The organism is Streptomyces sp. NPDC048671, assembly GCF_055587045.1.
On sequence record NZ_JBVJHB010000014.1, the window covers coordinates 116968 to 140923 of the forward strand.

23 protein-coding genes are annotated in these 23956 nt (G+C 71.2%); 1 reads left to right on the top strand and 22 read right to left on the bottom strand.

Annotated elements, in window-relative coordinates; all coding sequences use genetic code 11:
- Nucleotides 1-54: 54 nt before the first annotated feature.
- The 16 genes from dprA to ACZ6S6_RS27470 form a co-directional block, all read right to left on the bottom strand.
- Nucleotides 55-1443 (bottom strand): DNA-processing protein DprA, encoded by a 1389-nt coding sequence (gene dprA, locus ACZ6S6_RS27395; protein WP_469707199.1) that lies wholly within the window; start codon nucleotides 1441-1443, stop codon nucleotides 55-57.
- A complete protein-coding gene (locus tag ACZ6S6_RS27400; protein WP_469707200.1) occupies nucleotides 1440-3065 on the bottom strand; it encodes a YifB family Mg chelatase-like AAA ATPase in 1626 nt (541 codons plus the stop codon). The genes dprA and ACZ6S6_RS27400 overlap by 4 nt, the downstream gene beginning before the upstream one ends.
- Complete coding sequence (locus ACZ6S6_RS27405; RefSeq protein ID WP_362967553.1) at nucleotides 3065-3424, bottom strand: YraN family protein; 360 nt, start codon at nucleotides 3422-3424, stop codon at nucleotides 3065-3067. The genes ACZ6S6_RS27400 and ACZ6S6_RS27405 overlap by 1 nt, the downstream gene beginning before the upstream one ends.
- A gap of 84 nt (nucleotides 3425-3508) precedes the next feature.
- Complete coding sequence (locus ACZ6S6_RS27410) at nucleotides 3509-3817, bottom strand: DUF2469 domain-containing protein (protein ID WP_003965949.1); 309 nt, start codon at nucleotides 3815-3817, stop codon at nucleotides 3509-3511.
- A gap of 63 nt (nucleotides 3818-3880) precedes the next feature.
- Entirely contained in the window at nucleotides 3881-4369 is a 489-nt protein-coding gene (locus ACZ6S6_RS27415; protein ID WP_362963505.1) for an NUDIX hydrolase, read from the bottom strand.
- On the bottom strand, nucleotides 4359-5099 hold the full coding sequence (gene lepB / locus ACZ6S6_RS27420) for a signal peptidase I (RefSeq protein ID WP_469707201.1): 741 nt from the start codon (nucleotides 5097-5099) through the stop codon (nucleotides 4359-4361). The genes ACZ6S6_RS27415 and lepB (ACZ6S6_RS27420) overlap by 11 nt, the downstream gene beginning before the upstream one ends.
- 49 nt (nucleotides 5100-5148) lie before the next feature.
- Nucleotides 5149-6063, bottom strand: a complete 915-nt coding sequence (lepB, locus tag ACZ6S6_RS27425; RefSeq protein ID WP_469707203.1) for a signal peptidase I — start codon at nucleotides 6061-6063, stop codon at nucleotides 5149-5151.
- Between the two features lie 154 nt (nucleotides 6064-6217).
- The gene (lepB, locus tag ACZ6S6_RS27430) at nucleotides 6218-7117 is read right to left on the bottom strand and encodes a signal peptidase I (RefSeq protein WP_469707302.1); all 900 of its coding nucleotides are present in this window, start codon (nucleotides 7115-7117) and stop codon (nucleotides 6218-6220) included.
- A complete protein-coding gene (lepB, locus tag ACZ6S6_RS27435; RefSeq protein ID WP_469707205.1) occupies nucleotides 7014-8090 on the bottom strand; it encodes a signal peptidase I in 1077 nt (358 codons plus the stop codon). Before lepB (ACZ6S6_RS27435) ends, lepB (ACZ6S6_RS27430) begins: the two co-directional genes overlap by 104 nt.
- Entirely contained in the window at nucleotides 8083-8853 is a 771-nt protein-coding gene (gene lepB / locus ACZ6S6_RS27440; RefSeq protein ID WP_469707207.1) for a signal peptidase I, read from the bottom strand. The genes lepB (ACZ6S6_RS27435) and lepB (ACZ6S6_RS27440) overlap by 8 nt, the downstream gene beginning before the upstream one ends.
- Before the next feature lie 45 nt (nucleotides 8854-8898).
- Nucleotides 8899-9249, bottom strand: coding sequence for a 50S ribosomal protein L19 (gene rplS / locus ACZ6S6_RS27445; RefSeq protein WP_362963515.1), 351 nt, complete (start codon nucleotides 9247-9249; stop codon nucleotides 8899-8901).
- A gap of 166 nt (nucleotides 9250-9415) precedes the next feature.
- The gene (gene trmD, locus ACZ6S6_RS27450; protein ID WP_469707209.1) at nucleotides 9416-10237 is read right to left on the bottom strand and encodes a tRNA (guanosine(37)-N1)-methyltransferase TrmD; all 822 of its coding nucleotides are present in this window, start codon (nucleotides 10235-10237) and stop codon (nucleotides 9416-9418) included.
- Complete coding sequence (gene rimM / locus ACZ6S6_RS27455; protein WP_469707211.1) at nucleotides 10237-10890, bottom strand: ribosome maturation factor RimM; 654 nt, start codon at nucleotides 10888-10890, stop codon at nucleotides 10237-10239. Before rimM ends, trmD begins: the two co-directional genes overlap by 1 nt.
- Nucleotides 10891-10969: 79 nt before the next feature.
- The gene (locus tag ACZ6S6_RS27460) at nucleotides 10970-11209 is read right to left on the bottom strand and encodes an RNA-binding protein (RefSeq protein ID WP_145765829.1); all 240 of its coding nucleotides are present in this window, start codon (nucleotides 11207-11209) and stop codon (nucleotides 10970-10972) included.
- A 2-nt stretch (nucleotides 11210-11211) separates the two neighbouring features.
- Nucleotides 11212-11655, bottom strand: a complete 444-nt coding sequence (gene rpsP / locus ACZ6S6_RS27465; RefSeq protein ID WP_362963521.1) for a 30S ribosomal protein S16 — start codon at nucleotides 11653-11655, stop codon at nucleotides 11212-11214.
- A gap of 157 nt (nucleotides 11656-11812) precedes the next feature.
- Entirely contained in the window at nucleotides 11813-12406 is a 594-nt protein-coding gene (locus tag ACZ6S6_RS27470) for a hypothetical protein (protein ID WP_148021155.1), read from the bottom strand.
- Nucleotides 12407-12930: 524 nt separating this feature from the next.
- Here ACZ6S6_RS27470 and ACZ6S6_RS27475 point away from each other — a divergent pair.
- Nucleotides 12931-13785, top strand: coding sequence for a methyltransferase domain-containing protein (locus tag ACZ6S6_RS27475; protein WP_469707213.1), 855 nt, complete (start codon nucleotides 12931-12933; stop codon nucleotides 13783-13785).
- Nucleotides 13786-13813: 28 nt separating this feature from the next.
- Here ACZ6S6_RS27475 and ftsH read toward each other — a convergent pair whose 3' ends face one another.
- The 6 genes from ftsH to nsdA form a co-directional block, all read right to left on the bottom strand.
- The gene (ftsH, locus tag ACZ6S6_RS27480; RefSeq protein WP_362963525.1) at nucleotides 13814-15733 is read right to left on the bottom strand and encodes an ATP-dependent zinc metalloprotease FtsH; all 1920 of its coding nucleotides are present in this window, start codon (nucleotides 15731-15733) and stop codon (nucleotides 13814-13816) included.
- 170 nt (nucleotides 15734-15903) lie between these two features.
- On the bottom strand, nucleotides 15904-17454 hold the full coding sequence (gene ffh / locus ACZ6S6_RS27485) for a signal recognition particle protein (RefSeq protein WP_362963527.1): 1551 nt from the start codon (nucleotides 17452-17454) through the stop codon (nucleotides 15904-15906).
- Nucleotides 17455-17586: 132 nt separating this feature from the next.
- On the bottom strand, nucleotides 17587-20040 hold the full coding sequence (locus ACZ6S6_RS27490; protein WP_469707216.1) for a [protein-PII] uridylyltransferase: 2454 nt from the start codon (nucleotides 20038-20040) through the stop codon (nucleotides 17587-17589).
- 31 nt (nucleotides 20041-20071) lie between these two features.
- Nucleotides 20072-20410, bottom strand: a complete 339-nt coding sequence (locus ACZ6S6_RS27495; protein ID WP_336322745.1) for a P-II family nitrogen regulator — start codon at nucleotides 20408-20410, stop codon at nucleotides 20072-20074.
- Entirely contained in the window at nucleotides 20407-21759 is a 1353-nt protein-coding gene (locus ACZ6S6_RS27500; protein ID WP_469707218.1) for an ammonium transporter, read from the bottom strand. Before ACZ6S6_RS27500 ends, ACZ6S6_RS27495 begins: the two co-directional genes overlap by 4 nt.
- Nucleotides 21760-22130: 371 nt before the next feature.
- Entirely contained in the window at nucleotides 22131-23606 is a 1476-nt protein-coding gene (gene nsdA / locus ACZ6S6_RS27505) for a transcriptional repressor NsdA (RefSeq protein WP_362963533.1), read from the bottom strand.
- Nucleotides 23607-23956 lie beyond the last annotated feature (350 nt).

Consider the following 23956-nt stretch of genomic DNA (forward strand, 5'->3'; position numbering starts at 1 on the left):
GCCGAACGATCCACCGAGGTCATCGGCATCACCTTTTCACCCGAATGCCCCAGGTCAAGTACCGCCTCGCCGCGCGTCGTCATTGCAAATCGGCCGTCGCGTCAACTGCCATCCATCGCCACGACGTTCGACGAACCCCAGTGAGTGCAGTTCGTACAGCTTGGCGAGCGCCTCGTCGGCGCCCGTTCCGGCGGTGCGGGCCACCTCACGCGCGTCGGCGGCGTGGCGGGCCGGCAGCGCGTCCAGGACCCGGGTGCAGCCGGCGTCCAGAAGGTCCCGTGGCAGCACCGGACCGCGCCGGGGCGGGGCGAGCTCCCCCATGTCACCCACCAGTTCGGCGACTTCCGCCGCATCGGTCACCAGCGCCGCCTCTCCCCGCAGGAGTTCGTGGACGCCTGCCGACAGACCGCTGGTGGCGGGCCCCGGAACGCCCATGGTGAAGCGGCCGAGCCGCTGGGCGCAACGCGCCGTGACCAGAGATCCGCTGCGGTATTCCGCCTCGACCACGACGGTTCCCCGCGTCAACGCGGCGATCACCCTGTTCCGGAGGATGAACCGGCTGCGGGTGGGGTGTTCGGCCGGCGGCAGTTCACCGATGACGAGCCCCTGCCCGGCCACGCGTCCGATCAGTTCGGCATGTCCGCGGGGGTACACGACGTCCACCCCGCAGGCCAGCACCGCCGCCGTCGCCCCACCGGCGGCGAGGGCGCCCCGGTGAGCGGCCCCGTCCACCCCGAACGCCGCGCCCGAGACGACCACCCACCCCAGCTCCGCGAGTCCGGCGCCGAGCGTCGTCGCCATGTGCGCCCCGTACGGAGTGCAGGCACGGGCGCCGACCACCGCGACCGAACGCAGCGCCCAGAGCCGCAGATCGGGCCTCCCCCGCACCCAGAGCCCGGTCGGCCGGGTGTCGCCCAGGTCGTCCAGCTGGCTCGGCCACTCGCGGTCGCCCGGACAGACGAAGCGCCCGCCGACCGCCGCCACTGCCGCCAGGTCCCGCCCGGGGTCGGCCGCCTCCGCCCGCAGCCGATAGCCGGCCAGACGCCTCGCCGTCATGCCGCTCAGCTGCTCGGCCGATCCGTCCCGAGCCGTGATCCGCCGCAGCAGTTCCCCGGCGCCGCACTCCCGCAGCCAGCGGCCGCCCCGTTCGTCCCCCGGCTCCAGGACCCGCGTCAGCGCGACCCGCGCCAGCCGCTCCCCGTCACTCACCCCACCGGTGGCCCACCCCGGCGGCTCACCCTCGCCCAACCCACCGGTGGCCCGCCCCGGCGGCTCACCCTCGCCCAGCCCCAGCCCCAGCCGCTCACCCTCGCCCACGCCACCGGAAGCCCGCCCCTGCCGCTCCCCGTCGCCCGTTTCCGGCACCCACGTCGGCCCCTCGGCCGGCGGGCCGCACCCGGCGCCCGGCTCCCGGCCGCTCCCCCCGGCCGCCTGCCCCGTCATGCCGCACCCGCCGTCATCGGGGCCCCTCGCGGAATCCCGGTCCGCAGCTCCAGCGCCACCGCGATGTCCGAGGCGTCCGGCCGGCCGGCGCCCCGCAGATCCGCGACGGTCCACGCCACCCGCAGGACCCGGTCCAGGCCGCGCGCGGTGAGCAGGCCCCGCTCCATGTCCCGCTCGGCCGCCACCAGCGCCCCAGGCGCCGCGACCAGCCGGGTCCTCAGTTCGTGTCCGGGCACCTCGCTGTTGGTGGTCCAGGGGGTACCCGCCAGCCGCTCCGCCGCCCGCACCCGCGCCTCCCGCACGCGGGCGGCGACCGTCGCGGTCGACTCGCCCCGGCCGCCCTGCCCCATCAGGTCCGCGCGCTTGACGGGGTCGACGGCCACCCGCAGATCCACCCGGTCGAGCAACGGACCGGAGAGCCGGGCCTGGTAGCGCCGGACCGACGCGGGAGGGCATTCGCAGCCGGCCCCGCTCAGGGTGTGCCGCCCGCACGGGCACGGGTTGGCGGCCAGCACCATCAGGAAGCGGGCGGGCAGCCGCACCACCCCGGCGCTGCGGGCCACCACCACGTGCCCCGACTCCAGCGGCTGTCGCAGCGCGTCCAGTGCCCGTACGGAGAATTCCGGCGCCTCGTCCAGGAAGAGGATGCCGCGATGGGCCAGCGACACCGCGCCGGGCCTCGGCAGCCCGTTGCCCCCGCCGACCAGCGACTGCATGGTCGCCGAGTGGTGCGGTGCGCAGTACGGCGCCCGGGAGACCAGGGGTTCGCCCGGCGGCAGGATGCCCGCCACCGAGTGGACCGCGGTCACCTCAAGGGATTCCTGCCTGGTCAGGGGCGGCAGGATCGCGGGCAGCCGTTCGGCGAGCATGGTCTTGCCCGCGCCCGGCGGTCCGGACAGCAGGAGGTGGTGGCCGCCCGCCGCCGCGACTTCCAGGGCCTTGCGCGGCCGCGCCTGTCCCGCGACGTCCGCCAGGTCCGGCCGGTGTCCCCCGCCCTGCGCCGAGCCCCTGGCGATACCGGTGCCCATACCGGCGCCGGGCACCATGAGACCGGCCAGCATGGTATCGGGTCGGCCCTGGTCGTGGGGCTCCTGTTCCTCGGGCACCGGTTCGTCGCAGAGCACGGCGATCAACTGCCGCAGGCTCCGCACCCCGAGCACCGAGACCCCGGGTACCAGTGCCGCCTCGCCCGCCGTCTGTTCGGGGACGACCACCTGCCGGTACCCGGCCTCCGCCGCGGCCAGCACGGCGGGCAGTACCCCGCGCACCGGCCGCACCCGGCCGTCGAGCCCCAGCTCCCCGATCATCACGACGTCGGCGATCGAAGCGGGGTCGATCCGCTCGTCCGCGCCGAGCACCGCACACGCCACAGCGAGATCGAAACCCGAACCGCCCTTGGGGACCGAGGCCGGGGAAAGACCCACCGTGAGCTTCTTCTGCGGCCACTGGGCGCCGGAGTTGACCACGGCCGCCCTGACCCGGTCGCGGCTCTCCACCAGGCTCTTGTCCGGCAGCCCCACCAGGGTGAAGGCCGCCACTCCCGCCTCCAGGTCCGCCTGGACCTCCACCACCACGCCCTCGACGCCGACCAGGGCCACCGAGCAGGCCCGCGCGAACCCCATCAGGCCACCCCCCGCGCATGCTCGGCCAGCGGCGCGCCGCGCCTGGGCAGCACCACGCCGACCAGGTCGATCCGCACCCCGCCCGGCGGCGGGCCGCCGTGCCGGTCCAGCCAGAGTTCGGCCAGCCGGCGCAGGCGGTCCGCCTTGGCCGGTGTGACCGCGGCCATCGGATGCTCGAAGTCACCCGCCCTGCGCGTCTTCACCTCACAGATGACGAGCGCGTCGCCGTCCAGCGCGACGATGTCGATCTCGCCGGTGCGACAGCGCCAGTTCCGCTCCAGTACGGACATGCCGGCATCGGTCAGCAGCCGCGCCGCCAGATCCTCGCCGTACCGCCCGAGTGCCCCCCGTGCGTTCATATCGGCACCACCTCCGGCACCGACTCTGACGCGTTCGCCCGCCGCTAGTGGATCTTGGTGGACAAGCCGGCGGATGTGGACAACTCAGCCACCCGGAAGTTCGAGATCGCTCTTGTTGAGCTCCTCGATGTTGACGTCCTTGAACGTCAGCACCCGGACCTGCTTGACGAACCGTGCGGGCCGGTACATGTCCCAGACCCAGGCGTCCGCCATGGACACCTCGAAAAACACCTCGCCCTGGACCGAGTGCACCTGCATCTCGTAGTCGTTGGTGAGGTAGAAGCGCCGTTCGGTCTCGATCACATATTTGAACAGACCGACGACATCGCGGTACTCCCGGTAGAGCTTCAGCTCCATCTCGGTCTCGTACTTCTCGAGGTCCTCGGCGCTCATTGACATGTTCCCCTTCAGCCGTGCGTTCCCCCATTGTGCGCCAGGCCCCGGCGCCCCGGACGCTCAGGCGATTTCGGGAGCAAGAACCAACGGCGTACGCGGGGGACCCTCGTCGAGCAGCGTGCGCAGCAGCCCGGCGAGTCTGGTCGGGTACACCGTCTCACGCGTCGCCGACAGTTCGGCGGAGGTCCACCACCTCAGACCCGCGACACTGCGCCGTTCCAGCCCGGTCTGCCCGCTGCTGTCCGTCAGGGTCTGCGTCGTACGGGCGAGGAAGTACCACTCGTCCTGCTCCCAGCGCCGGCCGTCGAAGGGGAAGGAGCACAGCCGCTTCCAGAGGAGCGGGCCCAGCTCGACGTCCCGGATCCCGGTCTCCTCGGCCAGTTCGCGCAGCGCTGCCTGCTCCCGGGTCTCGTCACCCTCCAGCCCTCCGCCGGGGGTGAACCACCAGGTGCTCGCCGGATCCTCCGGTTCGAACCCGTGCATCAGCAGAACGCGGTCGTCCGGATCGAGGAGTACCAGGCGGGAGACCTTGCGCTTCTCAGTGGACACCGGCAGCCGCCTTCCCCCGCTTGTTCCGCTTCGACCGGGCGGCGACCGGGCCGTACACGGCACCGGCCAGGATCAGTACCACGCCGCCGGTCATGGCCCCGAGCTGAAGCTTGAGCGGTCCCGCCGACGACACCCCGCCCGGCAGCGCGGCGAAGGCCCGCGGCCGTCCGATCATGCTGCCCAGCGGCCAGGCGACGGCGTCCACCCGGGCCGTCACGGCGCTGCGGGGCACCGAGCCCTGTCCGCCGTCCTCCAGATGGACCCGGGAGTCCAGCGAGACCTGGCGGTCGTCGCCCAGGAGAAAGAGCTGGCCCTTGGGCACCTCGGCCGTGAAGTCGTTCCCCGAGGCGGGGTCCGCCGTCAGCAGATACGGTTCCTCAACGGGTATTCCGTTGACCGTGAGCCGGCCGTCCTTCTCGCAGCAGGCGACCTTGTCGCCGCCGATCCCGACGACCCGCTTCACCATCGGCATATCGCCCCACGCCGGATCGGTGAACACCACCACATCGCCGCGGCGCACCTCGCTGCCGTCCACCCGTTGCGCGAGAACCCGGTCGCCCGCGTTCACCGTCGGGGTCATCGACCCGGTCGGCACCGTGTACGGCCGGTACTCCACGGCTGCCCAGGCGAACCCGCCGAGGAAGAGCACACAGCCGACGGCCACCGCCAGCCCCGACAGCATGCTGCCGAGCCGGCCGCGGCCGTCATCCGTACGTCCTGTTCCACTCATCCCAGCGTCCCCCATCGGAGATCGACAATCGCTGATCCGAGTCGGCACCCTACCCGGCGGTACGCTCGCCGGTCAGCCTCCGCCTGCGCCGGATCACGATCGGCAGGGCACCGGCGATACCGAGCGCGCCGGGTGCCAGCGCGGCCGAGGCGCTCATGCCCGGCTGGTCGAAGGTGTCCGGGACGGACAGGGCCGCCCAGCGGTTGAGCGGCCAGGCCACCACCACGGCCCGGCCCACCACGTCGTCCACCGGCACGAAGCCCTTGTTCACGTCGCTGGTGTGATAGCGGGAGTCCGAGGAGTCCTGCCGGTGGTCGCCCATCACCCAGATCTTGCCGTCGGGCACCTTGAACGGCCCGAAGGGCATGTCGTCGCACGGTGTCCCACCGGGGAAGATGTACGGCTCGTCGAGCGCCTTCCCGTTGACCTCGACGGGGCCGCCCTTCTTGCAGGACACGGTGTCACCGCCGACCGCGATCGTGCGCTTGATCAGGTCCTTCTCCTGCGAGGACGGCATCAGCCCGATGAAGCTGAGGAACGTCTGCACCGCGTTCGGCTCAGGGGTCGGCTCCCCGTCCAGCCAGCCACTCGGATCGTGGAAGACGACGACCTCGCCGCGCTCCGGCTCCGAGCCGAACCACGGGGTCAGCTTGTCGACCAGCACCCGGTCACCCCGCTGAAGGGTGTTCTGCATCGAATCCGACGGAATGGAGAACGCCTGCACCAGAAACGTCTTGATCAGCAGCGCCAGAACCAGCGCGATACCGATGAGGAGGGGCAGTTCCTTCCAGAGAGGACGGGGCTTCTTGACCCGCTTTCCTCGCCGGTCCGAGGTGGGCGCGCTCTCCGGCTCCTGCGGACCCCCTGTCTCTCCCACAGGGTCGAAGGCGGAGTCGGCGGGCTGCGAGAGCCTCTCCGTGGACTGTCCGTGTCCAGCTCGTGCTTCGCCTGCCACGTCGCTCACATTCATTCCTCACTCTGCGCCAACGACTGCCCACCGGGCCTGCCGATCACAAACCCGCCCCCTGTACAACGAGCGGGGGTTCCCCCGGGCTACTGCCCTCTCCCGGCCGGTGGAGGCGGAGGGGACGGGCAGCCGGGCGGGCGACTCCGTACTCCTACCCCTGCCGCGCCGGCACGGCCTTGCGCCGCCTGCGCCAGAGCACGATGGGCACGGCACCCGCGATGCCGATCGCACCGGGCGCCATCGCGGCCGCGGCGTTCAGACCCGGCTGGTCGAAGGTCTTCGGGATGGGCAGGGTGGCCCAGCGGTTGATCGGCCACGCGACCACGATGGCCCGGCCCACCACCTCGTCCGTGGAGACGGTGCCGCCGCCCCGCAGCTCCTGGTGGTAGCGGGAGTCGAGGGAGTTCTGACGGTGGTCGCCCATCACCCAGATACGGCCCTTGGGCACCTTGATCGGGCCGAACGGCTCGTCGTTGCAGGCAGTGTTCCCCTTGAAGATGAAGGACTTGTCGTCCAGCGCCTTGCCGTTGACCGTGACCGGGCCGTTCGTCTTGCACTCCACCGTGTCACCGCCGATCGCGATGACCCGCTTGATCAGGTCCTTCTCCTCGGCCGACGGCATCAGCCCGATGAAGCTCAGGAACTTCTGCACCGCGTTCGGGTCGGGCGCCGGGGTGTTCTCCAGCCAGCCGCCCGGATCGTGGAAGACGACGACCTCGCCGCGCTCCGGCTCCGAACCGAACCACGGGGTCAGCTTGTCGACCAGCACCCGGTCACCCCGCTGAAGGGTGTTCTGCATCGAATCCGACGGAATGGAGAACGCCTGCACGAGAAACGTCTTGATCAGCAGCGCCAGAACCAGCGCGATACCGATGAGGAGGGGCAGCTCCTTCCAGAAGGAGCGGGGCTTCTTCCGGGCCGTACCGCCGCCGCTCGGGGAGTCGCCGTCACTCTCCGGCCGGTCCGCCGTCGTCCCGTCCGACTCGGTATTCTCCGGAGTGTCCGGCCGGTCCTCGGGTCCGTCGTGTCCGGATCGTGCGCCCACCGCCAAATCCCCCACATCTGCTCCTTATTCCGTGCCACCGCCTGCGCCCTAGCCGGTGCAGGCCAACCACTCCCATAACGAGCGGGAGTTCCGCAGGGGTCGGGAGCCGGATCATTCCGTTGGGATCCTCGGACACACTATTCGACGGTCCGGGGGCAGCCGCCGTCCCGGCGCGCGCGTCCGGTACCGAGGAGAACACCGAACGCTGCTCCAGCTTCCCCCAGTGCCCGAAGGGCCAGGCGATCACCACGGCCCGTCCCACTACGGCATCCTCGGAAACCGTCCCGTCGGCCGTCTTGTCCAGATGGAAACGTGAATCGGCGGAATTGGAGCGATGGTCGCCCATCACGAAGATTCGTCCGGCTGGAACCTTTACCTCGAATTTGATCGTGGAGGGGGGATTGCCGGGAAAGAGATAGGGCTCGTCGACCGCCTGGCCGTTGACCATGAGCCGGCCGCCCTTGTCGCAGCACTTCACCGTGTCGCCACCGACGGCGACCACCCGCTTGATCAGGTCCTGCTCGTCGTCGGACGGCAGCAGGCCGATATAGGTCAGCACCTGCTTCACCTGTTTGATGACGACAGGTGGCTCCTCGGCCGTCACCGGATTCGGCGGCGGCCAGTCGGAGGGGTTCTTGAACACGACCACGTCGCCGCGCTGCGGCCGGGACCCGAACCACGGCGTCAGTTTGTCCACGAGGACCCGGTCGCCGATCCGGATGGTCTGCTCCATGGATCCGGACGGGATCACGAATGCCTGCACCAGGAACGTCTTGAGGACCAGCGCGATCACCAGCGCGACGGTGATGAGGAGGGGTATCTCCTTCACGGCCGATCTGCGCCGCTTCCGCTTCACCTTGCGGGCCAGTCTGCGCCGCTCCGCGCGGGTGGGCAGTGAGCGGGCGGCCCTCGGCCCGCCGCCGGTGGGCGCCGGCACCCCGGGACCGGCGGCGTCGTGCGCCCGCCCGTGGTTACCCATGCGTCGCGCCCGGGGCGGCTACCCCGCCGAAGGCCGCGGTCCCCGGAAGGGAGCCCAGCCGCGCCGGCGGCCAGCCGATCCAGTCGACCCTGCCGATCACCCTGTCGACGGGCACCATGCCGCCCCCCGGTTCGCCCAGGTGGTCACGGGAGTCCCGGGAACGGCTGCGGTGATCGCCCATCATCCAGAGCGTGCCGTCCGGCACGACGATGTCGAACGGGGCGCGGGACGCCGCGTCACCCGCGAACAGGTAGTCCTCGTCCAACGGCCGGCCGTTCACCTCGGCCCTCCCCCGCTTGTCGCAGCAGACCACCCGGTCGCCTCCCACACCCACCACCCGCTTCACGAAGTCGGTCTCGGCGGGCTCCGCGAGCCCCAGGGAAGCCGCCGCGCCGTGCAGCAGTCCGGTGACGGGGTTCTGCCGCGGCGCCTCCTGCACGAAGGAGCCGGTGCCGTCGAAGACCACCACGTCCCCGCGCCGCGGTGCGGAGCCGAAACGGTACGCCAGCTTGTTGACCAGCACCCGGTCCCCGACCTGCAGCGTGGACTCCATCGAACTGCTGGGGATCAGGAAGGGCTGCACCACGAAAGCGCTGAAGAGCAGTACGAAGACCGAGCAGACAGCACCGAGCGCGAGGGTGCGCCGCCATGACATCGAGGCGGCGAAACGGTGCGGGATACGCGAAAAGCGCGACCTCTCCCCCGGCCCCGTAGGGGCTGCGGAGGAGCGGTCGCGCTCCGTGGTTCTTGCTTCCGTGTCCATCGGGGCCAGAGCTTATCCGGCCGTGCTGTGGACCTGGGAGCCAGCTCAGCGGTCGCGCTTCTCCTTGATCTTCGCGGCCTTGCCGCGCAGCTCACGGAGGAAGTACAGCTTGGCGCGGCGGACGTCACCGCGGGTGACGAGCTCGATCTTCTCGAAGATCGGGCTGTGCACCGGGAAGGTGCGCTCGACGCCGACGCTGAAGGAGACCTTGCGGACCGTGAAGGTCTCGCCGACGCCCGCGCCCTGGCGGCGGATGACGATGCCCTTGAACTGCTGGATACGGGAGCGGTTGCCCTCGATCACGCGCACGTGAACGTTGACGGTGTCACCGGGGCGGAACGCCGGGACGTCGGTGCGCAGCGAGGCGGCATTGACGCCATCGAGCAGGGAAGCCATGTTGTCTGCTTTCTTCGCCCATGCCACAGGTCATCGGCGGGAGAGTGATGAGTTCGGAGTGCTGATCGCGTCGGGCGGGCGTCGGGACCATCCCCACTCGCGCGGGGACCACTAACGGCCGCTTTCCCCCTGTGGCAGGGGCGCACGTCGGACGTACAGCAGCGGCCTATTCTTCCACGGCGTCGGGCCTACGCCAAAATCGGCCACCGGGATCGGGTGACCAGCCCAGGATCGAGAGCATCTCGCGGTCCTTCTTGTCGAAGCCCGCAGCCTCGCAACGCTCGATCAGATCGGGCCTGTTGAGCGCGGTACGGCGGAAGGCCTCGTCCCGGCGCCAGCGCGCGATCCGGCCGTGGTGGCCGCTCAGCAGCACGTCCGGGATTCCCCGGCCGCGCCACTCGGGCGGCTTGGTGTAGACGGGTCCCTCCAGCAGATCGGCCATCGCGCCGGGGGCGAAGGAGTCGTCCCGGTGCGATTCGGCGTTGCCGAGCACTCCGGGCAGCAGCCGGGCCACCGCCTCCGTGATCACCAGCACCGCGGCCTCCCCGCCTGCCAGCACGTAGTCGCCGATGGACACCTCGACGACCGGCATCCGGGTTGCGTACTCCTCGGCCACCCGCCGGTCGATGCCCTCGTAGCGGGCCGGAGCGAAGATCAGCCAGGGCCGCTCGGAGAGCTGGACGGCGAGTTCCTGGGTGAACGGCCGGCCGCTGGGTGTCGGCACCACGAGCACCGGGGAGTGGGCACCGGTCTCGTAGCCTTCGGCCAGGGTCTCGTCCAGGGCGTCGCCCCACGGCTCGGTCTTCATGACCATGCCGGGACCGCCGCCGTAGGGGGTGTCGTCGACCGTGTTGTGACGGTCGTACGTCCACTCCCGCAGATCGCGCACGTGCACGTCGAGGCGTCCGCGGGCGCGGGCCTTGCCGACGAGCGAGACGTTCAGCGGTTCGAGGTACTCGGGGAAGATCGTGACGACGTCGAGGCGCATCAGTCGTCTTCCCCTGGCCGGGCGGAACCGGGCTCAGCAGGACCGGACCCGTCGGCTCCGGACCCGTCGGCACCGGGCCGGGCGGCGGGCTCCGCACCGGCGGCCGCGGACTCCTCGTCGCGCGTGGAGACCACGACGGCCTCGTTCTCGTCGATCAGGCCCGGCGGCGGTGTGATCACCGCGCGCTGCTCCTCCAGGTCGATCTCGGAGACGATCTCCTCGACGAACGGGATCATCACCTCGGTGCCGTCGGGACGCTCCACGATGAAGAGGTCCTGGGACGGCAGGTGCGTGATCTCGGTGATCCGGCCGATCTCGGTGCCGTCGGCGAGAACCACGTCCAGGTCCATCAGCTGATGGTCGTAGAACTCCTCGGGGTCCTCCGGGAGCTCCTCCGGGTCGACGTCGGCGATCAGCAGCGTATTGCGCAGCGCCTCGGCGCCCGTACGGTCCCGTACGCCCTCGAAACGCAGCAGCAGCCGGCCGCTGTGCACCCGGCCGGTCTCGATCGTCAGCGGTCCTGTCGAGGCCGGCTCGGTGGCCAGTACCGCACCGGGTCCGAGCCGGATCTCCGGCTCGTCCGTGCGCACCTCGACGGTGACCTCGCCCTTGATGCCGTGGGCGCGACCGATCCGCGCGACTACCAACTGCACCTTGTGTCTCTCCTGTCGTACGACGACGGGCCGGGGCGGGCGCTTGGCCCTCCCCGGCCCGTGCCGGTGTTCAACTCTGTCAGCGAACCTGATCCACATCGACGAGGTCGACGCGGATACCACGGCCGCCGATGGCGCCGACGACGGTACGCAACGCGCGTGCGGTGCGGCCGTTGCGGCCGATCACCTTGCCGAGGTCATCGGGGTGGACCCGGACCTCAAGCACACGGCCGCGACGCAGGTCGCGCGAGGCCACCTGCACGTCCTCGGGGTTGTCGACGATGCCTTTCACGAGGTGCTCGAGAGCCTCCTCGAGCATGCTCAGGCCTCGGTCGACTCGGCGGGCGCGGCTGCGTCAGCAGCCTCGTCCGCCTTCTTGTCGGCCTTCTTCGCCTTCTGCGTGATGGCCTCGCCCTTGGACTCCTCGGCGGTGTCCTTGGTCAGGGCCTCGAACAGTGCGCGCTTGTCAGCCTTGGGCTCCGGCTGCAGAAGCGGCGGGGGGGCCGGGAGACCCTTGTGGGCCTGCCAGTCACCGGTGAGCTTCAGGATCGCGAGAACCGGCTCGGTCGGCTGGGCGCCGACGGACAGCCAGTACTGCGCGCGCTCTGCGTTGACCTCGATGCGCGAGGGGTTCCGTACCGGGTGGTACAGGCCGATCTCCTCGATGGCCCGGCCATCACGGCGGGTACGGGAGTCGGCGACGACGATGCGGTAGTGAGGCGAACGGATCTTGCCCAGACGCTTCAGCTTGATCTTGACTGCCACGGAAGTGGTGTCTCCTGGTCTATGACGTGGTTGGGCACAACGAAGATGCCACGTGGGGTTGCGGTACTCGAGTGCCCGATGGACGCGTCAGCCGGAGGAGAGAGGGGTCCTATGCGACTGTCGAGTACAGCTAGCCATTGTGCCACACCACATCGGCTCACCCCACCGCGACCACTGCCTCCGGGATCCGGAACGGCTTTCCGCAGCCGCCGCAGACGATCGGGGCCTGTGCGAGGACCGAGGGGACGACGCGCACGTTGCGACCGCAGTCGCAGACGGCCTTGACCCGCACGCCCCCTCCGGAGGAGCCGTGCCGGGCGGCCGGGCCGCGGAAGGAGCGCTTGGTGTCGGCGGCGGTGGCCACGGTGTGCGCCTTGAGGGCGCGCTGCAGCCGTTCGGTCGTCGGCCGGTACCGGCGCTTGGCCTCGGGGTTGAGCGTGACCAGCGAGAAGCCACTGCTGGGATGGGGCTCCTCGGCATGGTCGAGGCCCAGCTCCTCGGCGATCGCGAGGAATCGACGGTTGTGGTATCGGCCGGCGCGAGAGGTGTCGCGGACACCTCGGGCGGCGGCGATGCCATGGACTGCCTCATGGAGCAGCCGTTCGAAGGAGAGCTCGGCGCCACAGGCGGACGAGGACTCTCCGATCAGGGACTCGGGCGCGGCAAGATCGGGCAGCTCGGGGTGGTACCGCTGAATGTCGGCCCACGCCTGTGCCAGCTCTGCGGCAAGTACAGGTGGTGTCGTGCTCACGTCGTGACAACGAGCGCGGGTGCCCCGGTGTTCCGATTCCGGGCCATCCCAAATAATTTGCACGTACCAGTCAGTTGCCCTTGTTGCGTCCTGACGAGGGCGGGTGCGCTGATCTGCGGAGAAGTCTCACAGCTCACACCAAGGTGGTACGTAGCGACGTGTACGCCCGAGCGCGCGGACCGCGCGTACGCCCCCTGGAGCCCGCACCACCCCGGCGCCCGGAAGATCAACGGGCGCGGACACCGGGAACCGACAGTACCGGGAGACCGCCCGCCCCGTCCGCTCCTCCCCGGACGCCGCCGCCGCCGGCCCCGAGCCCTCGACATGCCCGGTCCCGCGTGCCGGGTGAGACTGGACCGGCGAACGGCAGCAAAGGCAACCATGGCCCGTAGACCCCTGGACGCGACGGCGGATGCGCAGTTCTCCGGCATACGGGGGAAGCGCGGCCGCAGGCACGGGGAAACCGTCCACTCGGACATGACCGACCGGCATCACCGGCATCTCGGCGGATTGGGGCGCATTCCATGACACCAACGCTCGTCCGGCACCATGCGTACACGGAGTCGTCCGCCTCGGTGGACACCGGATCCCGCGCCCGTGACTGGGCCGAGATCCAGGAGCGGATGCTCGCGCCGCTGTACGAGGCGGTCTACCGGCGGCTGGAAGTGGGGGCCGCCACCCGGATGCTCTCGCTCGGCTGCGGCTCCGGGCTCGCGGTGCTGATCGCGGCCGGCCGCGGAGCACGCGTCACCGGCGTCGACGCCGACACCGAACGGCTCGCGCTCGCCCGGACCCGGCTGCTGTCGGACCCCGGGGGCGACGCCGGGGCCCTGGCCGCCGGGCCGCGGCTCCTGGACGGCGTCCCGGCCGCGGCGGCCGGCCACGAGCCGTACGACCTGATCACCGCGTTCACGCCGATCGGCTGCACGGCCGACGACGCGGAGGAGCTGGTGGGCACGCTCGGTTCGGCGGTGCCGCTGGCGGAGCGGGGCAGCACGGTCGTACTGACCGGCTGGGGCCCGCCCGAGCGGTGCGCCACGGCGGCGGTACTGCGGGTGGCGGCCCGGCTCGCGGAGGGGACGCGTTCCCCCGGAGCGGGCGGCCGGCCGGGCGCGCAGCGCGACGATCTGGAGGACGTGGCCTTCCGGGCCGGGCTGAAGCCCGACGGCTCCGGGCGGGTGGCGTGCCCGTTCGGCTACGCGGACATGGAGAGCGCGGTCCGGGGCCTGCTGTCGACACGGCTCTTCGACGCGGCGGTACGGGCGACGGACCGGTCCCAGGTGGAGAAGGAGGTGGCTCAGGCCCTGGACCCGCACCGGCACCGGGACGGCACCGTCTGGATGCCCAACGTGTTCCGCTACCTCGTCTGCACGACGTAGGTGGCCGGGCCCCGGCCACCGGGCCCCGTCACGGCTTGGCCAGCCGGGTGATCCCCGCGGCCCGGTACGCGGCCACCTCGTCCAGCGTCTCGTTCTCCAGCAGCGCGCCGGCCAGCGAGTCCAGCCGGTCCCGGTTGTTGCCCAGCAGCCGGCACGCCTCCTCGTAGCACTCGTCGACGATGCGCCGCATCTCCCCGTCCACCGCGTCCAGCGTCGCGGGCGCGGCCGAGAGGCCGTACGCCTGCTGGGTATCGGCCGGGATCGCCGTCAGCCGGCCGACCTTGTGGCTCATGCCCCAGCGGCCCACCATGCCGCGGGCCAGTCCGGTGACCTGCTCCAGATCGCTCTCCGCGCCCGTGGTGACGACGCCGAACACCACCTGCTCGGCCGCCATCCCGCCGAGCGCGCCGATGATCCGGCCGCGCAGATACTCCTCGGTGTACGCGTACTTGTCGGCGTCCGGCGTCGAGAGCGTGACTCCGAGCGCCCGGCCGCGCGGCACGATGGTGACCTTGCGGACCGGGTCGGCGCCGGGATGGAGCATCCCCAGCAGCGCGTGTCCGCTCTCGTGGTACGCGGTCCTGCGGCGTTCCTCGTCCGACATGACGAGCGAGCGTTCCGCGCCGAGCTGGACCTTCTCCAGGGCGTCCGAGAGATCCGCCCCGTTGACCTCCGACTGCCTCCGCTTGACGGCGAGCAGCGCGGCCTCGTTGGCGAGGTTGGCCAGATCGGCGCCGGTCATTCCGGGGGTCGTACGGGCCACCTGGCCCAGGTCCACGTCGTCGGCCATCGGGATCTGCCGGGTGTGGATCTCCAGGATCGCCTCCCGGCCCTTCTTGTCCGGCGGGCTGACCTGGACGATCCGGTCGAAGCGGCCGGGCCGGGTGAGCGCCGGGTCGAGGACGTCGGCGCGGTTGGTGGCGGCGAGCACGACCACGCCCTCCGATCCGGAGAAGCCGTCCATCTCGGTGAGGATCTGGTTGAGCGTCTGCTCGCGCTCGTCGTGCCCGCCCATGCCCGAACCGCCGCCGCGGACCCGTCCGATGGTGTCGATCTCGTCGATGAAGACGATGGCGGGGGCGACCTTGCGCGCCTCGGCGAAGAGCTCCCGGACCCGGCCGGCGCCGACGCCGACGATCATCTCGATGAACTCGGAGGCCGAGGCCGAGAAGAACGGCACCCCCGCCTCCCCCGCGACGGCCCGCGCCAGCAGCGTCTTGCCGGTGCCGGGAGGACCGGCCAGCAGGACGCCCCCGGGCATCCTGGCGCCCATCTTCCGGTAGGCGTCCGGGTTCTTCAGGAAGTCCACGACGTCGTTGAGCTCGCCCTCGACCTCGTCGATGCCGGCCACGTCCTCGAAGGTGGTGCGCCGGCTCCCCTCCAGCTCGACCGGCTTGGGCGGGGCCTTGCGGCCGAGGCCGCCCATCCCGCCGCCCATGCCGCCACGCGACATCCGCCGGGCGATGAACACCCAGAGCAGGACGAGCAGCAGCATCGGCGCCAGCGAGATCAGCAGGTTGGCGAGGAAGCTGCGCTCCTTGACGACCGGTTCGGCCGTGACCGTGACGTCGTCCTTGACCAGTTCGCCCCAGAGGTTGTCGTCGGCGAAGGCGGGCCGCTGGGTGACGAACTTGGTGTACTTGTCGTCCTTGCCAGGGACCTTCGCCTCCTTCTTGAGCTGCCCCTCGATGGCGTCGCCCTTGGAGTAGATCTTGGAGACGTTGCCCGCGGTGACCTGCTTGCTGAACTCCGTGTACGCGATCGTCCGCTCTTCCTCGCCGTTGAAGAAGGAGAGCAGCAGGTTGGCGATCAGATAGACGACCAGCGCGCCCAGCAGCAGTCCGCGCCAGCCCCCCGGCATCTTCCGGCGGGGCGGCGGGGGCGGTGGCGCGCCCTCGGAGCGCCAGGGCTGGTCGGTGCGGTCGCGGGGAGGTACCGGACTGGTCACGCGCGCTCCTCTGCCGACAGCCGTTGAGCCGACATTAAGGGAGAAACGCGGACGAAGCCCTCGGAGCGGCACCCCGCTGGGCCCATGGAGGGAACCGGCTCCCCCGCACACGCCCGAGGGGGCGCCCGCCGTGAAGCGGGCGCCCCCTCGGGGACGTGACACGGGCCTGCTCAGCCCATGAACTTCTTGAACTCGTCCGGCAGCTCGAAGTTCTTGTCCTCCTGGCCGGCCGGCAGACCGAGCGCGCCGCCCTGCGCCGCCTGCTCGCGACGGGCGGCCTCGGCCTGCTCCTCGGCCTTGCGCTTCATCGGGTTACCGCTCTTGCGCTTGCCCTTGGCCTGCTTGACCTGCTTCTTCTGCCGGCCGGGGCCGCCGCCCATGCCCGGCATCCCGGGCATCCCCGGCATGCCGCCGCCCTGCGCCATCTTCGACATCATCTTGCGTGCGTCGAAGAACCGCTCGACCAGGCCCTTCACCGCACTGACCTCGACACCGGCGCCCTTGGCGATACGGGCCCGGCGCGAGCCGTTGATGACCGTCGGCTCGGCGCGCTCCTTCGGAGTCATCGACTTGATGATCGCGGCCATGCGGTCCACGTCGCGCTCGTCGATGTTGTTGATCTGGTCCTTGATCTGCCCCATGCCGGGCAGCATCCCGAGCAGCTTGGAGATGGAGCCCATCTTCCGGACCTGCTCCATCTGGGCGAGGAAGTCGTCGAGCGTGAAGTCCTTGCCCTTGCTGGACGCCAGCTTGGAGGCCATTTTGGCGGCCTCTTCCTGGCTGAAGGTCTTCTCCGCCTGCTCGATCAGGGTGAGCAGGTCACCCATGTCGAGAATGCGCGAGGCCATCCGGTCCGGGTGGAAGGCGTCGAAGTCCTCGAGCTTCTCGCCGTTCGACGCGAAGATGATCTGCTTGCCCGTGACGTGGGCGATCGACAGGGCCGCACCACCGCGGGCGTCGCCGTCGAGCTTGGAGAGCACCACACCGTCGAAGCCGACGCCGTCGCGGAAGGCCTCGGCGGTGTTGACCGCGTCCTGGCCGATCATCGCGTCGACGACGAAGAGGATCTCGTCGGGGCTGACGGCGTCGCGGATGTCCGCGGCCTGCCGCATCAGTTCCTGGTCGATACCGAGGCGGCCGGCGGTGTCCACGACGACCACGTCGTACTGCTTTGACCTGGCGTACTCGATCGAGTCCTTGGCGACCTGGACCGGGTCACCGACGCCGTTGCCCGGCTCGGGGGCGTACACCGCGACACCGGCCCGGTCGGCGACGACGCTCAGCTGGTTGACGGCGTTGGGGCGCTGGAGGTCACAGGCGACGAGCAGCGGGGAGTGGCCCTGGGCCTTGAGCCAGAGACCGAGCTTTCCGGCGAGGGTCGTCTTACCGGCACCCTGGAGACCCGCGAGCATGATCACGGTGGGCGCGGTCTTGGCGAAGCGCAGGCGCCGGGTCTCGCCACCGAGGATGGAGACGAGCTCCTCGTTGACGATCTTGATCATCTGCTGGGCGGGGTTCAGCGCCTGGGAGACCTCGACGCCGCGCGCCCGCTCCTTGACATTGGCGATGAAGGACCGGACGACGGGCAGGGCGACATCGGCCTCGAGCAGGGCGATACGGATCTCGCGAGCCGTGGCGTCGATGTCCGCCTCGGACAAGCGGCCCTTGCCCCTGAGGTTCTTGAAAGTCGCGGCAAGGCGGTCGGAGAGAGTATCGAACACGGCGCTCGTCGGTCCTCAGGGTCGGGGGCGGAGTCGGGTAAGTCGTTCCCCAGGGTATCCGGACGCCGGGGAACGCATAGCCCTCGCCCGGTTCTCGTGACGCGCGGGGGCGACTTCACGTGGTGCCGGGGCTCAGCGGAGCGCCTTCTCGACCTCCTGGGCCAGTTCCGCGGCGCGGGCGGCGGGCAGCGGCCGGCCGTCGGGATCCGTGACGTAGAAGGCGTCCACCGCGTTGGCCCCCAGCGTCGACACATGCGCGCTGCGCACCCGTACCGCGCTTCGTTCCAGCGCCCGGCCGATCCGGTGCAGCAGCCCCGGAGCGTCCTGGGCGCGCACCTCGATCACCGTGGCCAGCTGCGAGCCGGCCGGCGCGACGGTCACCCTCGGCGGCGGGGCCTTCACCCCGCGGCGGCGCGGGTAGGCCGCCTCGCGCTCGGCCAGCCGGGACGGGATGTCCAGCGATCCGTCCAGGGCGCGTACGAGATCGGCGCGCAGCCGGGTGGCCTGGGGCAGCGCCCCGTACTCGGCGGCGACCCGCCAGCTGAGCAGCAGTACGTCGGCGGAGTCGCCCAGTTCGGTGGGGAGCTCGACGGCCCGCAGGTCCGCGGCGCGGACGGTGAGGCGGTGCAGGGCCAGGACCCCGGCGGCGGCCGGCAGGACCCCGGGCCGGTCCGGGAGCGCGATGAGGAGTTCGACGCCTACGGGTTCGGGGGCGCCGTCCTCGTGCGGGGTCTCGGTCTGGGCGTGCAGGGCGAGGACCGGCTCGCCGGTGCGCAGGGCTTCGATGGCGAGGCGTTCCTGTTCGACGCCGGGGGCGGCGGGCTCCGGCTCCTCGGGTTCCTCGCCGGCGAGGACGGCCGCGACGCGTTTGACCAGGTCGGTGACGAGACAGGCGCGCCAGGTGGACCAGGCGGCGGGCCCGGTCGCGAGCGCGTCGGCCTCGGTGAGCGCGTGCAGGAGCTCCAGCGTGGAGGCGGTGCCGATGGCGGTGGCGACGGAGCGGACGGTCGCCGGGTCGTCGAGGTCGCGGCGGGTGGCGGTCTCGATGAGCAGCAGATGGTGGCGTACGAGGGTGGCGATGACGCCCACGTCGTGCGGGTCGAAGCCGATCCGGGCGGCCATGTCACGGGCGATGACCTCACCGGCGACGGAGTGGTCGCCGGGCCAGCCCTTGCCGATGTCGTGCAGCAGCGCGGCGACGAGCAGCAGGTCGGGGCGGCCGACGCGGCGGGTGAGGGAGGAGGCGCGGACGGCCGCTTCGACGAGGTGGCGGTCGACGGTCCAGGTGTGGACGGGGTTGCGCTGGGGCCGGCAGTGCACCCGTTCCCAGTCGGGCAGGAGGCGGGTGATCAGTCCCTCCGCTTCGAGGGCGTCCCAGACGGGGACGGTCGCCTCGCCCGCGCCGAGCAGGGTGACGAGCTCCTCCCGGGCCTCGGCGGGCCACGGCACGGGCAGCGGCTCGGCGGCGGTGGCGAGGTGGCGTACGACGTGGCGGGAGAGCGGCAGTTCGGACTGGGCGGCCGCGGCGGCGGCGCGCAGGACGAGCACCGGGTCGCGTTCGGGGCGGGCGGTGCGGGCCAGGACGACCTCGCCGTCGGCCTCGACGACGCCGTCGGCGAGCGGGCTGCGGTCGACGGCCGCGGCCCTGCCGCCGCCCAGCATGGCGCGCAGCCGGGGGCGGACCGAGCGGGCGCGCAGCACCCGGTTGACCTCGCGCCAGGTGACGTCGGTGGCGTAGGAGACGGTGCGGGCGGCCTCGTACACCTGGCGCAGCAGGGCGTCGGCGTCGAGGAGGCCGAGGGCGGCGGCTACCTGGTCCTGTTCCTGGAGGGCGAGGCGGTCGGTGGCGCGGCCGGTCGTGAGGTGCAGGGCGTCGCGGGCGTCCAGCAGGACGCGGCGGGCCTCGGCGAGGCCCTCGCGGGGTGCGTCGGCGACCCAGGAGGCGGCGACGGCGCGCAGGGCGGTGGCGTCGCGCAGTCCGCCGCGGGCCTCCTTGAGGTCCGGTTCCAGGAGGAACTGGAGCTCGCCCTGCCGTTCGGCCCGTTCGCGGCAGAGTTCGTCGAGCGCGGGCAGCCGCTTGGGGGCCTGGTTGCGCCAGTCGGCGAGGATCGCGGTGCGCAGCGAGGCGACGAGGCCGAGGTCCCCGGCGACGGGCCGGGCGTCGAGGAGGCCGAGCTGGACCTTGAGGTCCTCGCCCGCCGTCCTGCGGGCTTCGGCGGGGGTGCGCACGGAGTGGTCGAGGGCGAGGCCGAGGTCCCAGACCGGGTACCAGATGCGGTCAGCGAGGGCGGCGACGGCTGCGGCGTCGGCGCTGCCGTCGTGCAGGAGCAGCAGGTCGAGATCGCTGCGCGGGGAGAGTTCGCCGCGGCCGTAGCCGCCGACGGCCACGAGGGCGGCGCCGCGGACGCCGGCGTGTTCGGCCGCGGCGGCGAAGAGGGCGGTCAGCCAGTCGTCGGTGAGGGAGGCGAGGGCCGCACGGCGCGGCGGCCCGGACCGCGCCTTCTCCTGGAGGAGGCGCAGCCGGGCCGCCGCATAGCCGCTGGGTCCCGAGTCCTCGGATTCGGTGGTCACTTCGGTGCTCGTCACCCAGTTGCCTTTCCGTGTGCGCGGACGTCGGTCAGAGTGCGTCCGGGCCGCGTTCGCCGGTACGGACCCGGACCGCGGTCTCGACCGGGACGCTCCAGACCTTGCCGTCACCGATCTTGCCGGTCCGGGCGGCCTTGACGACGACGTCGATGAGCTGTTCGGCGTCCTCGTCCTCGACGAGGACCTCGACGCGGATCTTCGGGACGAGGTCGACGGTGTACTCGGCGCCCCGGTAGACCTCGGTGTGGCCGCGCTGACGCCCGTAGCCGCTGGCTTCCGTGACGGTGAGGCCCTGGACGCCGAAGGCCTGGAGGGCCTCCTTGATCTCATCGAGCCGGTGGGGCTTCACGACCGCGGTGATGAGCTTCATGCGTCCACCTTCTTGTTCTTCGGGGCCGCCGTGGTGCCGGGGGCGGGAGGCGTGGGGCGCGAGGACAGACCGCCGCCGGCGCCGCTGAAGTCGTACGCGGTCTCGGCGTGCTCGACCTGGTCGATGCCGGAGACCTCGTCGTCCTCCTCGACCCGCATCCCGATCGTCCGGTCGAGGACGAGGGCGAGGACGGCGGAGACGACCAGAGAGTACGCGAGGACCGCGAAGACGCCGATGGCCTGCTTGCCGAGCTGTTCGAGTCCGCCTCCGTAGAAGAGGCCCTTGGCGTCGGACTGGACTCCGCCGGTGGCGAAGAGGCCGACGAGCAGGGAGCCGACGATGCCGCCGACGAGGTGGACCCCGACGACGTCCAGGGAGTCGTCGTAGCCGAACCTGTACTTCAGGCCGACGGCCATGGCGCACAGGACACCGGCGACGGCACCGACCGCGATGGCGCCGAGCGGGCTGACGGCACCACCGGAAGGGGTGATGGCGACGAGGCCCGCGACGGCGCCGGAGGCGGCGCCGAGGGTGGTGAAGGAGCCGTGGCGGAGCTTCTCGTAGCCGAGCCAGGCGAGCATCGCGGCGGCGGTGGCGACCTGTGTGTTGACGAACATGACCGCGCCGACGCCGTCGTCGTTGCCGAGCCACGAGCCGGCGTTGAACCCGAACCAGCCGAACCAGAGCAGTGCGGCGCCGAGCATGACGAGCGGCAGGCTGTGCGGCCGCATCGGGTCCTTCTTGAAGCCGACCCGCTTGCCGATGACGAGGATCACGCCGAGGGCCGCGGCACCGGCGTTGATGTGGACGGCGGTACCGCCGGCGAAGTCGATGACACCGAGCTCGTACAGCCAGCCGCCCGCGCCCCAGACCCAGTGCGCGACCGGGAAGTAGACGACGGTGACCCAGAGGGTGATGAAGAGCGCCCAGGAGGTGAACTTGACCCGGTCGGCGAGAGCACCGCTTATCAGGGCCGGGGTGAGGACCGCGAACATCAGCTGGAAGACGGCGAAGACATACACCGGGATGGTGTAGCCGTCCCAGAGCTGGGTGACGCCGATCCCGCTGAGGCCGGCGAAGTCCGAGCTCCAGCCGATGAAGGACCCGATGTCGGTGCCGAAGGCGAGGCTGAATCCGTACAGCACCCACAGGATCGTGACGATCCCGAGGCTGATGAAGCTCATCATCAGCATGTTGAGGGTGCTCTTGACGCGGACCATGCCTCCGTAGAAGAAGGCCAGGGCCGGAGTCATGACCATCACGAGGGCCGAGCAGATGAGCATGAATCCGGTATTGGCGGCAGACAGCGTCGGGGCGTCTGCTGCGAACGTCGTGATGCCTGGGGGCATCGGCGTCTCCTCGTCGTCGGTGCGGCCGCGTGCGGGCGGTGGGGGCACAACCACGTGCGGGACCACTGGGGAAAAGGTGCCGGTCGGTCCTTATGCGCCATGAGATTCGCCCAGCGCCGTTTCCGCCGATGCCGCACGGTGTTTCGCCGCAGTGACGAAGAAGACCGACGTGTTACGTCCCCATGAACCGCCCGTGCCGCATCCGCGCTCGGGCCTACTCTGCGGCCGTGGCCGCATACGGTGCGGTTACGACGCTCCGGTACGGGAACGACCACACGAACCGGCCACGGCGACCACCCACTGACCTGGCAATCGGGGGAGCCGAAGTCGGTCTGTGCGGGGTGGTCGTCGTGGCCGGGGCAGGGGTGCCGTCAGACCGCTTCGGCGGTCTCGGGCAGTTGTTCGGTGAGGAGATCGGTGAGCCGGGCGACCTCGGGAATGTCCCCGAAGTCCCTGGCCGCGGTGTCGACCGTCTTGCGCAGCCGGGTGTTGACGCGCTCGGAGCGGACCTTCTTGGCGACGCGCAGCGCCTTCTCGGCCAGCACGGTGGACTCCTCGGGCTCGCGCTTGAGGAGATGGACCGTGGCGAGACCGATCAGGTTGAGTGCGTACGACCGCTGGTGCTCGTCGTCCTCGCCGAAGAGCTGGACCGCCTTGCGCATGACGGGTTCGGCGAGCGAGGCGTACGTGGGGCTGCGGCCGGCCACATAGGCCAGGTCGCGGTAGGAGTGGGAGTTCTCGCCGCTGAGCTCGGCGTCGGAGAAGAACCGGATCCAGTCGGGTTCGGGCTCGCCGTCGATGCCCGCGTCGAGGAAGGTGTCCTCGGCCATCCGGACGGCCCGTTTGCACTTGCTGGGCTGGCCCATGTTGGCGTAGGCGCGGGCCTCCATCGCGTACAGCATGGCCTGGGTCCGCGCGGTGGCGCAGTCGCGGCTGCCGTACTGCGCGAGGTGGATCAGTTCGAGGGCGTCGTCGGGCCGGCCGAGGTGGATCATCTGGCGGCTCATGCTGGAGAGCACGTACGAGCCGAGCGGCTTGTCGCCGGCCTCCTTGGAGGCGTGCAGGGCGAGGACGAAGTACTTCTGGGCGGTGGGCTGGAGGCCCACGTCGTAGCTCATCCAGCCCGCGAGCTCGGACAGTTCGGCGGCGCAGCGGAACAGGCGTTTGGCGGTGGCGGCCGGCTGCGGCTCCTGGAGCAGGTCGGTGACCTCGTGGAGCTGGCCGACGACGGCCTTGCGGCGCAGTCCGCCGCCGCACTGCGCGTCCCACTGGCGGAACATCGCGGTGGTGGATTCCAGCAGGTCGAGCTCGGGGCCGGAGAGCCGGGAGGGGCGGCGGGCGGCGGCGGCCGGGTCCGGCTCCGCGACCGCGGCGGAGGCGACGGGCACCAGCCAGCGCTGCATGGGTTCGATGAGGGCGGGGCCGGCGGCGAGGGCGAGGGAGCTGCCGAGGAAGCCCCGGCGGGCGAGCATCAGGTCGCTGCGGGAGAACTCGCTGAGCAGGGCGACGGTCTGCGGTCCGGCCCAGGGCAGATCGACGCCGGCCACCGACGGGGCCTGATGCGCGGCGCGTAACCCCAGGTCCTCGACGGCGACGACTGCACCGAAGCGTTCCGAGAACAGCTCGGACAGGATGCGCGGGATCGGTTCGCGCGGCTGCTCGCCGTCGAGCCAGCGCCGCACCCGGGAGGTGTCGGTGCTGATGTGGTGGGCACCCATCTGGCGTGCCCTGCGGTTCACCTGCCGGGCCAGCTCGCCCTTCGACCAGCCGCTGCGCACGAACCATGATCCCAATTGCCCGTTCGGACGCTTACCGGCATTCGAATCGCCTGCGCCGCTGCCACTCACTGGAACGCCCCCATCCCGCCGAATACTGTCCGCCGCGAACCACTGTCAGAATGCCGTGAACCGATGCTGTCCGTACGGAGGTTGCACACCATCGAACAGAAAATCGGGTTGCCTCCGGCATACCCATGGGAGCACATACTTCCATGGTTCGTGTACCGACGGTAATCCTACGATCACCCCCTCAGCGAGGGTGATTGCGGAAACGCCACCATTCGCCACCCCTTCGGATGAACGCCACTACGGCCGGGCGCGATTCACTTGACAGAGAGCGATCAGCGGTGGGCGCAAAGGCGCATTCAGGGGCGTGCGGACCGACTCGGACACTCCGGTGCGCGCCCCACGTCCAGCCG

Coding starts and splice junctions, on each gene's coding strand:
- dprA (WP_469707199.1), bottom strand. CDS start 1,443: ATGACGGGGCAGGCGGCCGGGGGGAGCGGCCGGGAGCCGGGCGCCGGG.
- ACZ6S6_RS27400 (WP_469707200.1), bottom strand. CDS start 3,065: ATGGGGTTCGCGCGGGCCTGCTCGGTGGCCCTGGTCGGCGTCGAGGGC.
- ACZ6S6_RS27405 (WP_362967553.1), bottom strand. CDS start 3,424: ATGAACGCACGGGGGGCACTCGGGCGGTACGGCGAGGATCTGGCGGCG.
- ACZ6S6_RS27410 (WP_003965949.1), bottom strand. CDS start 3,817: ATGAGCGCCGAGGACCTCGAGAAGTACGAGACCGAGATGGAGCTGAAG.
- lepB (WP_469707201.1), bottom strand. CDS start 5,099: ATGAGTGGAACAGGACGTACGGATGACGGCCGCGGCCGGCTCGGCAGC.
- lepB (WP_469707205.1), bottom strand. CDS start 8,090: ATGGGTAACCACGGGCGGGCGCACGACGCCGCCGGTCCCGGGGTGCCG.
- lepB (WP_469707207.1), bottom strand. CDS start 8,853: ATGGACACGGAAGCAAGAACCACGGAGCGCGACCGCTCCTCCGCAGCC.
- rplS (WP_362963515.1), bottom strand. CDS start 9,249: ATGGCTTCCCTGCTCGATGGCGTCAATGCCGCCTCGCTGCGCACCGAC.
- trmD (WP_469707209.1), bottom strand. CDS start 10,237: ATGCGCCTCGACGTCGTCACGATCTTCCCCGAGTACCTCGAACCGCTG.
- ACZ6S6_RS27460 (WP_145765829.1), bottom strand. CDS start 11,209: ATGCTCGAGGAGGCTCTCGAGCACCTCGTGAAAGGCATCGTCGACAAC.
- ACZ6S6_RS27475 (WP_469707213.1), top strand. CDS start 12,931: ATGACACCAACGCTCGTCCGGCACCATGCGTACACGGAGTCGTCCGCC.
- ACZ6S6_RS27495 (WP_336322745.1), bottom strand. CDS start 20,410: ATGAAGCTCATCACCGCGGTCGTGAAGCCCCACCGGCTCGATGAGATC.
- ACZ6S6_RS27500 (WP_469707218.1), bottom strand. CDS start 21,759: ATGCCCCCAGGCATCACGACGTTCGCAGCAGACGCCCCGACGCTGTCT.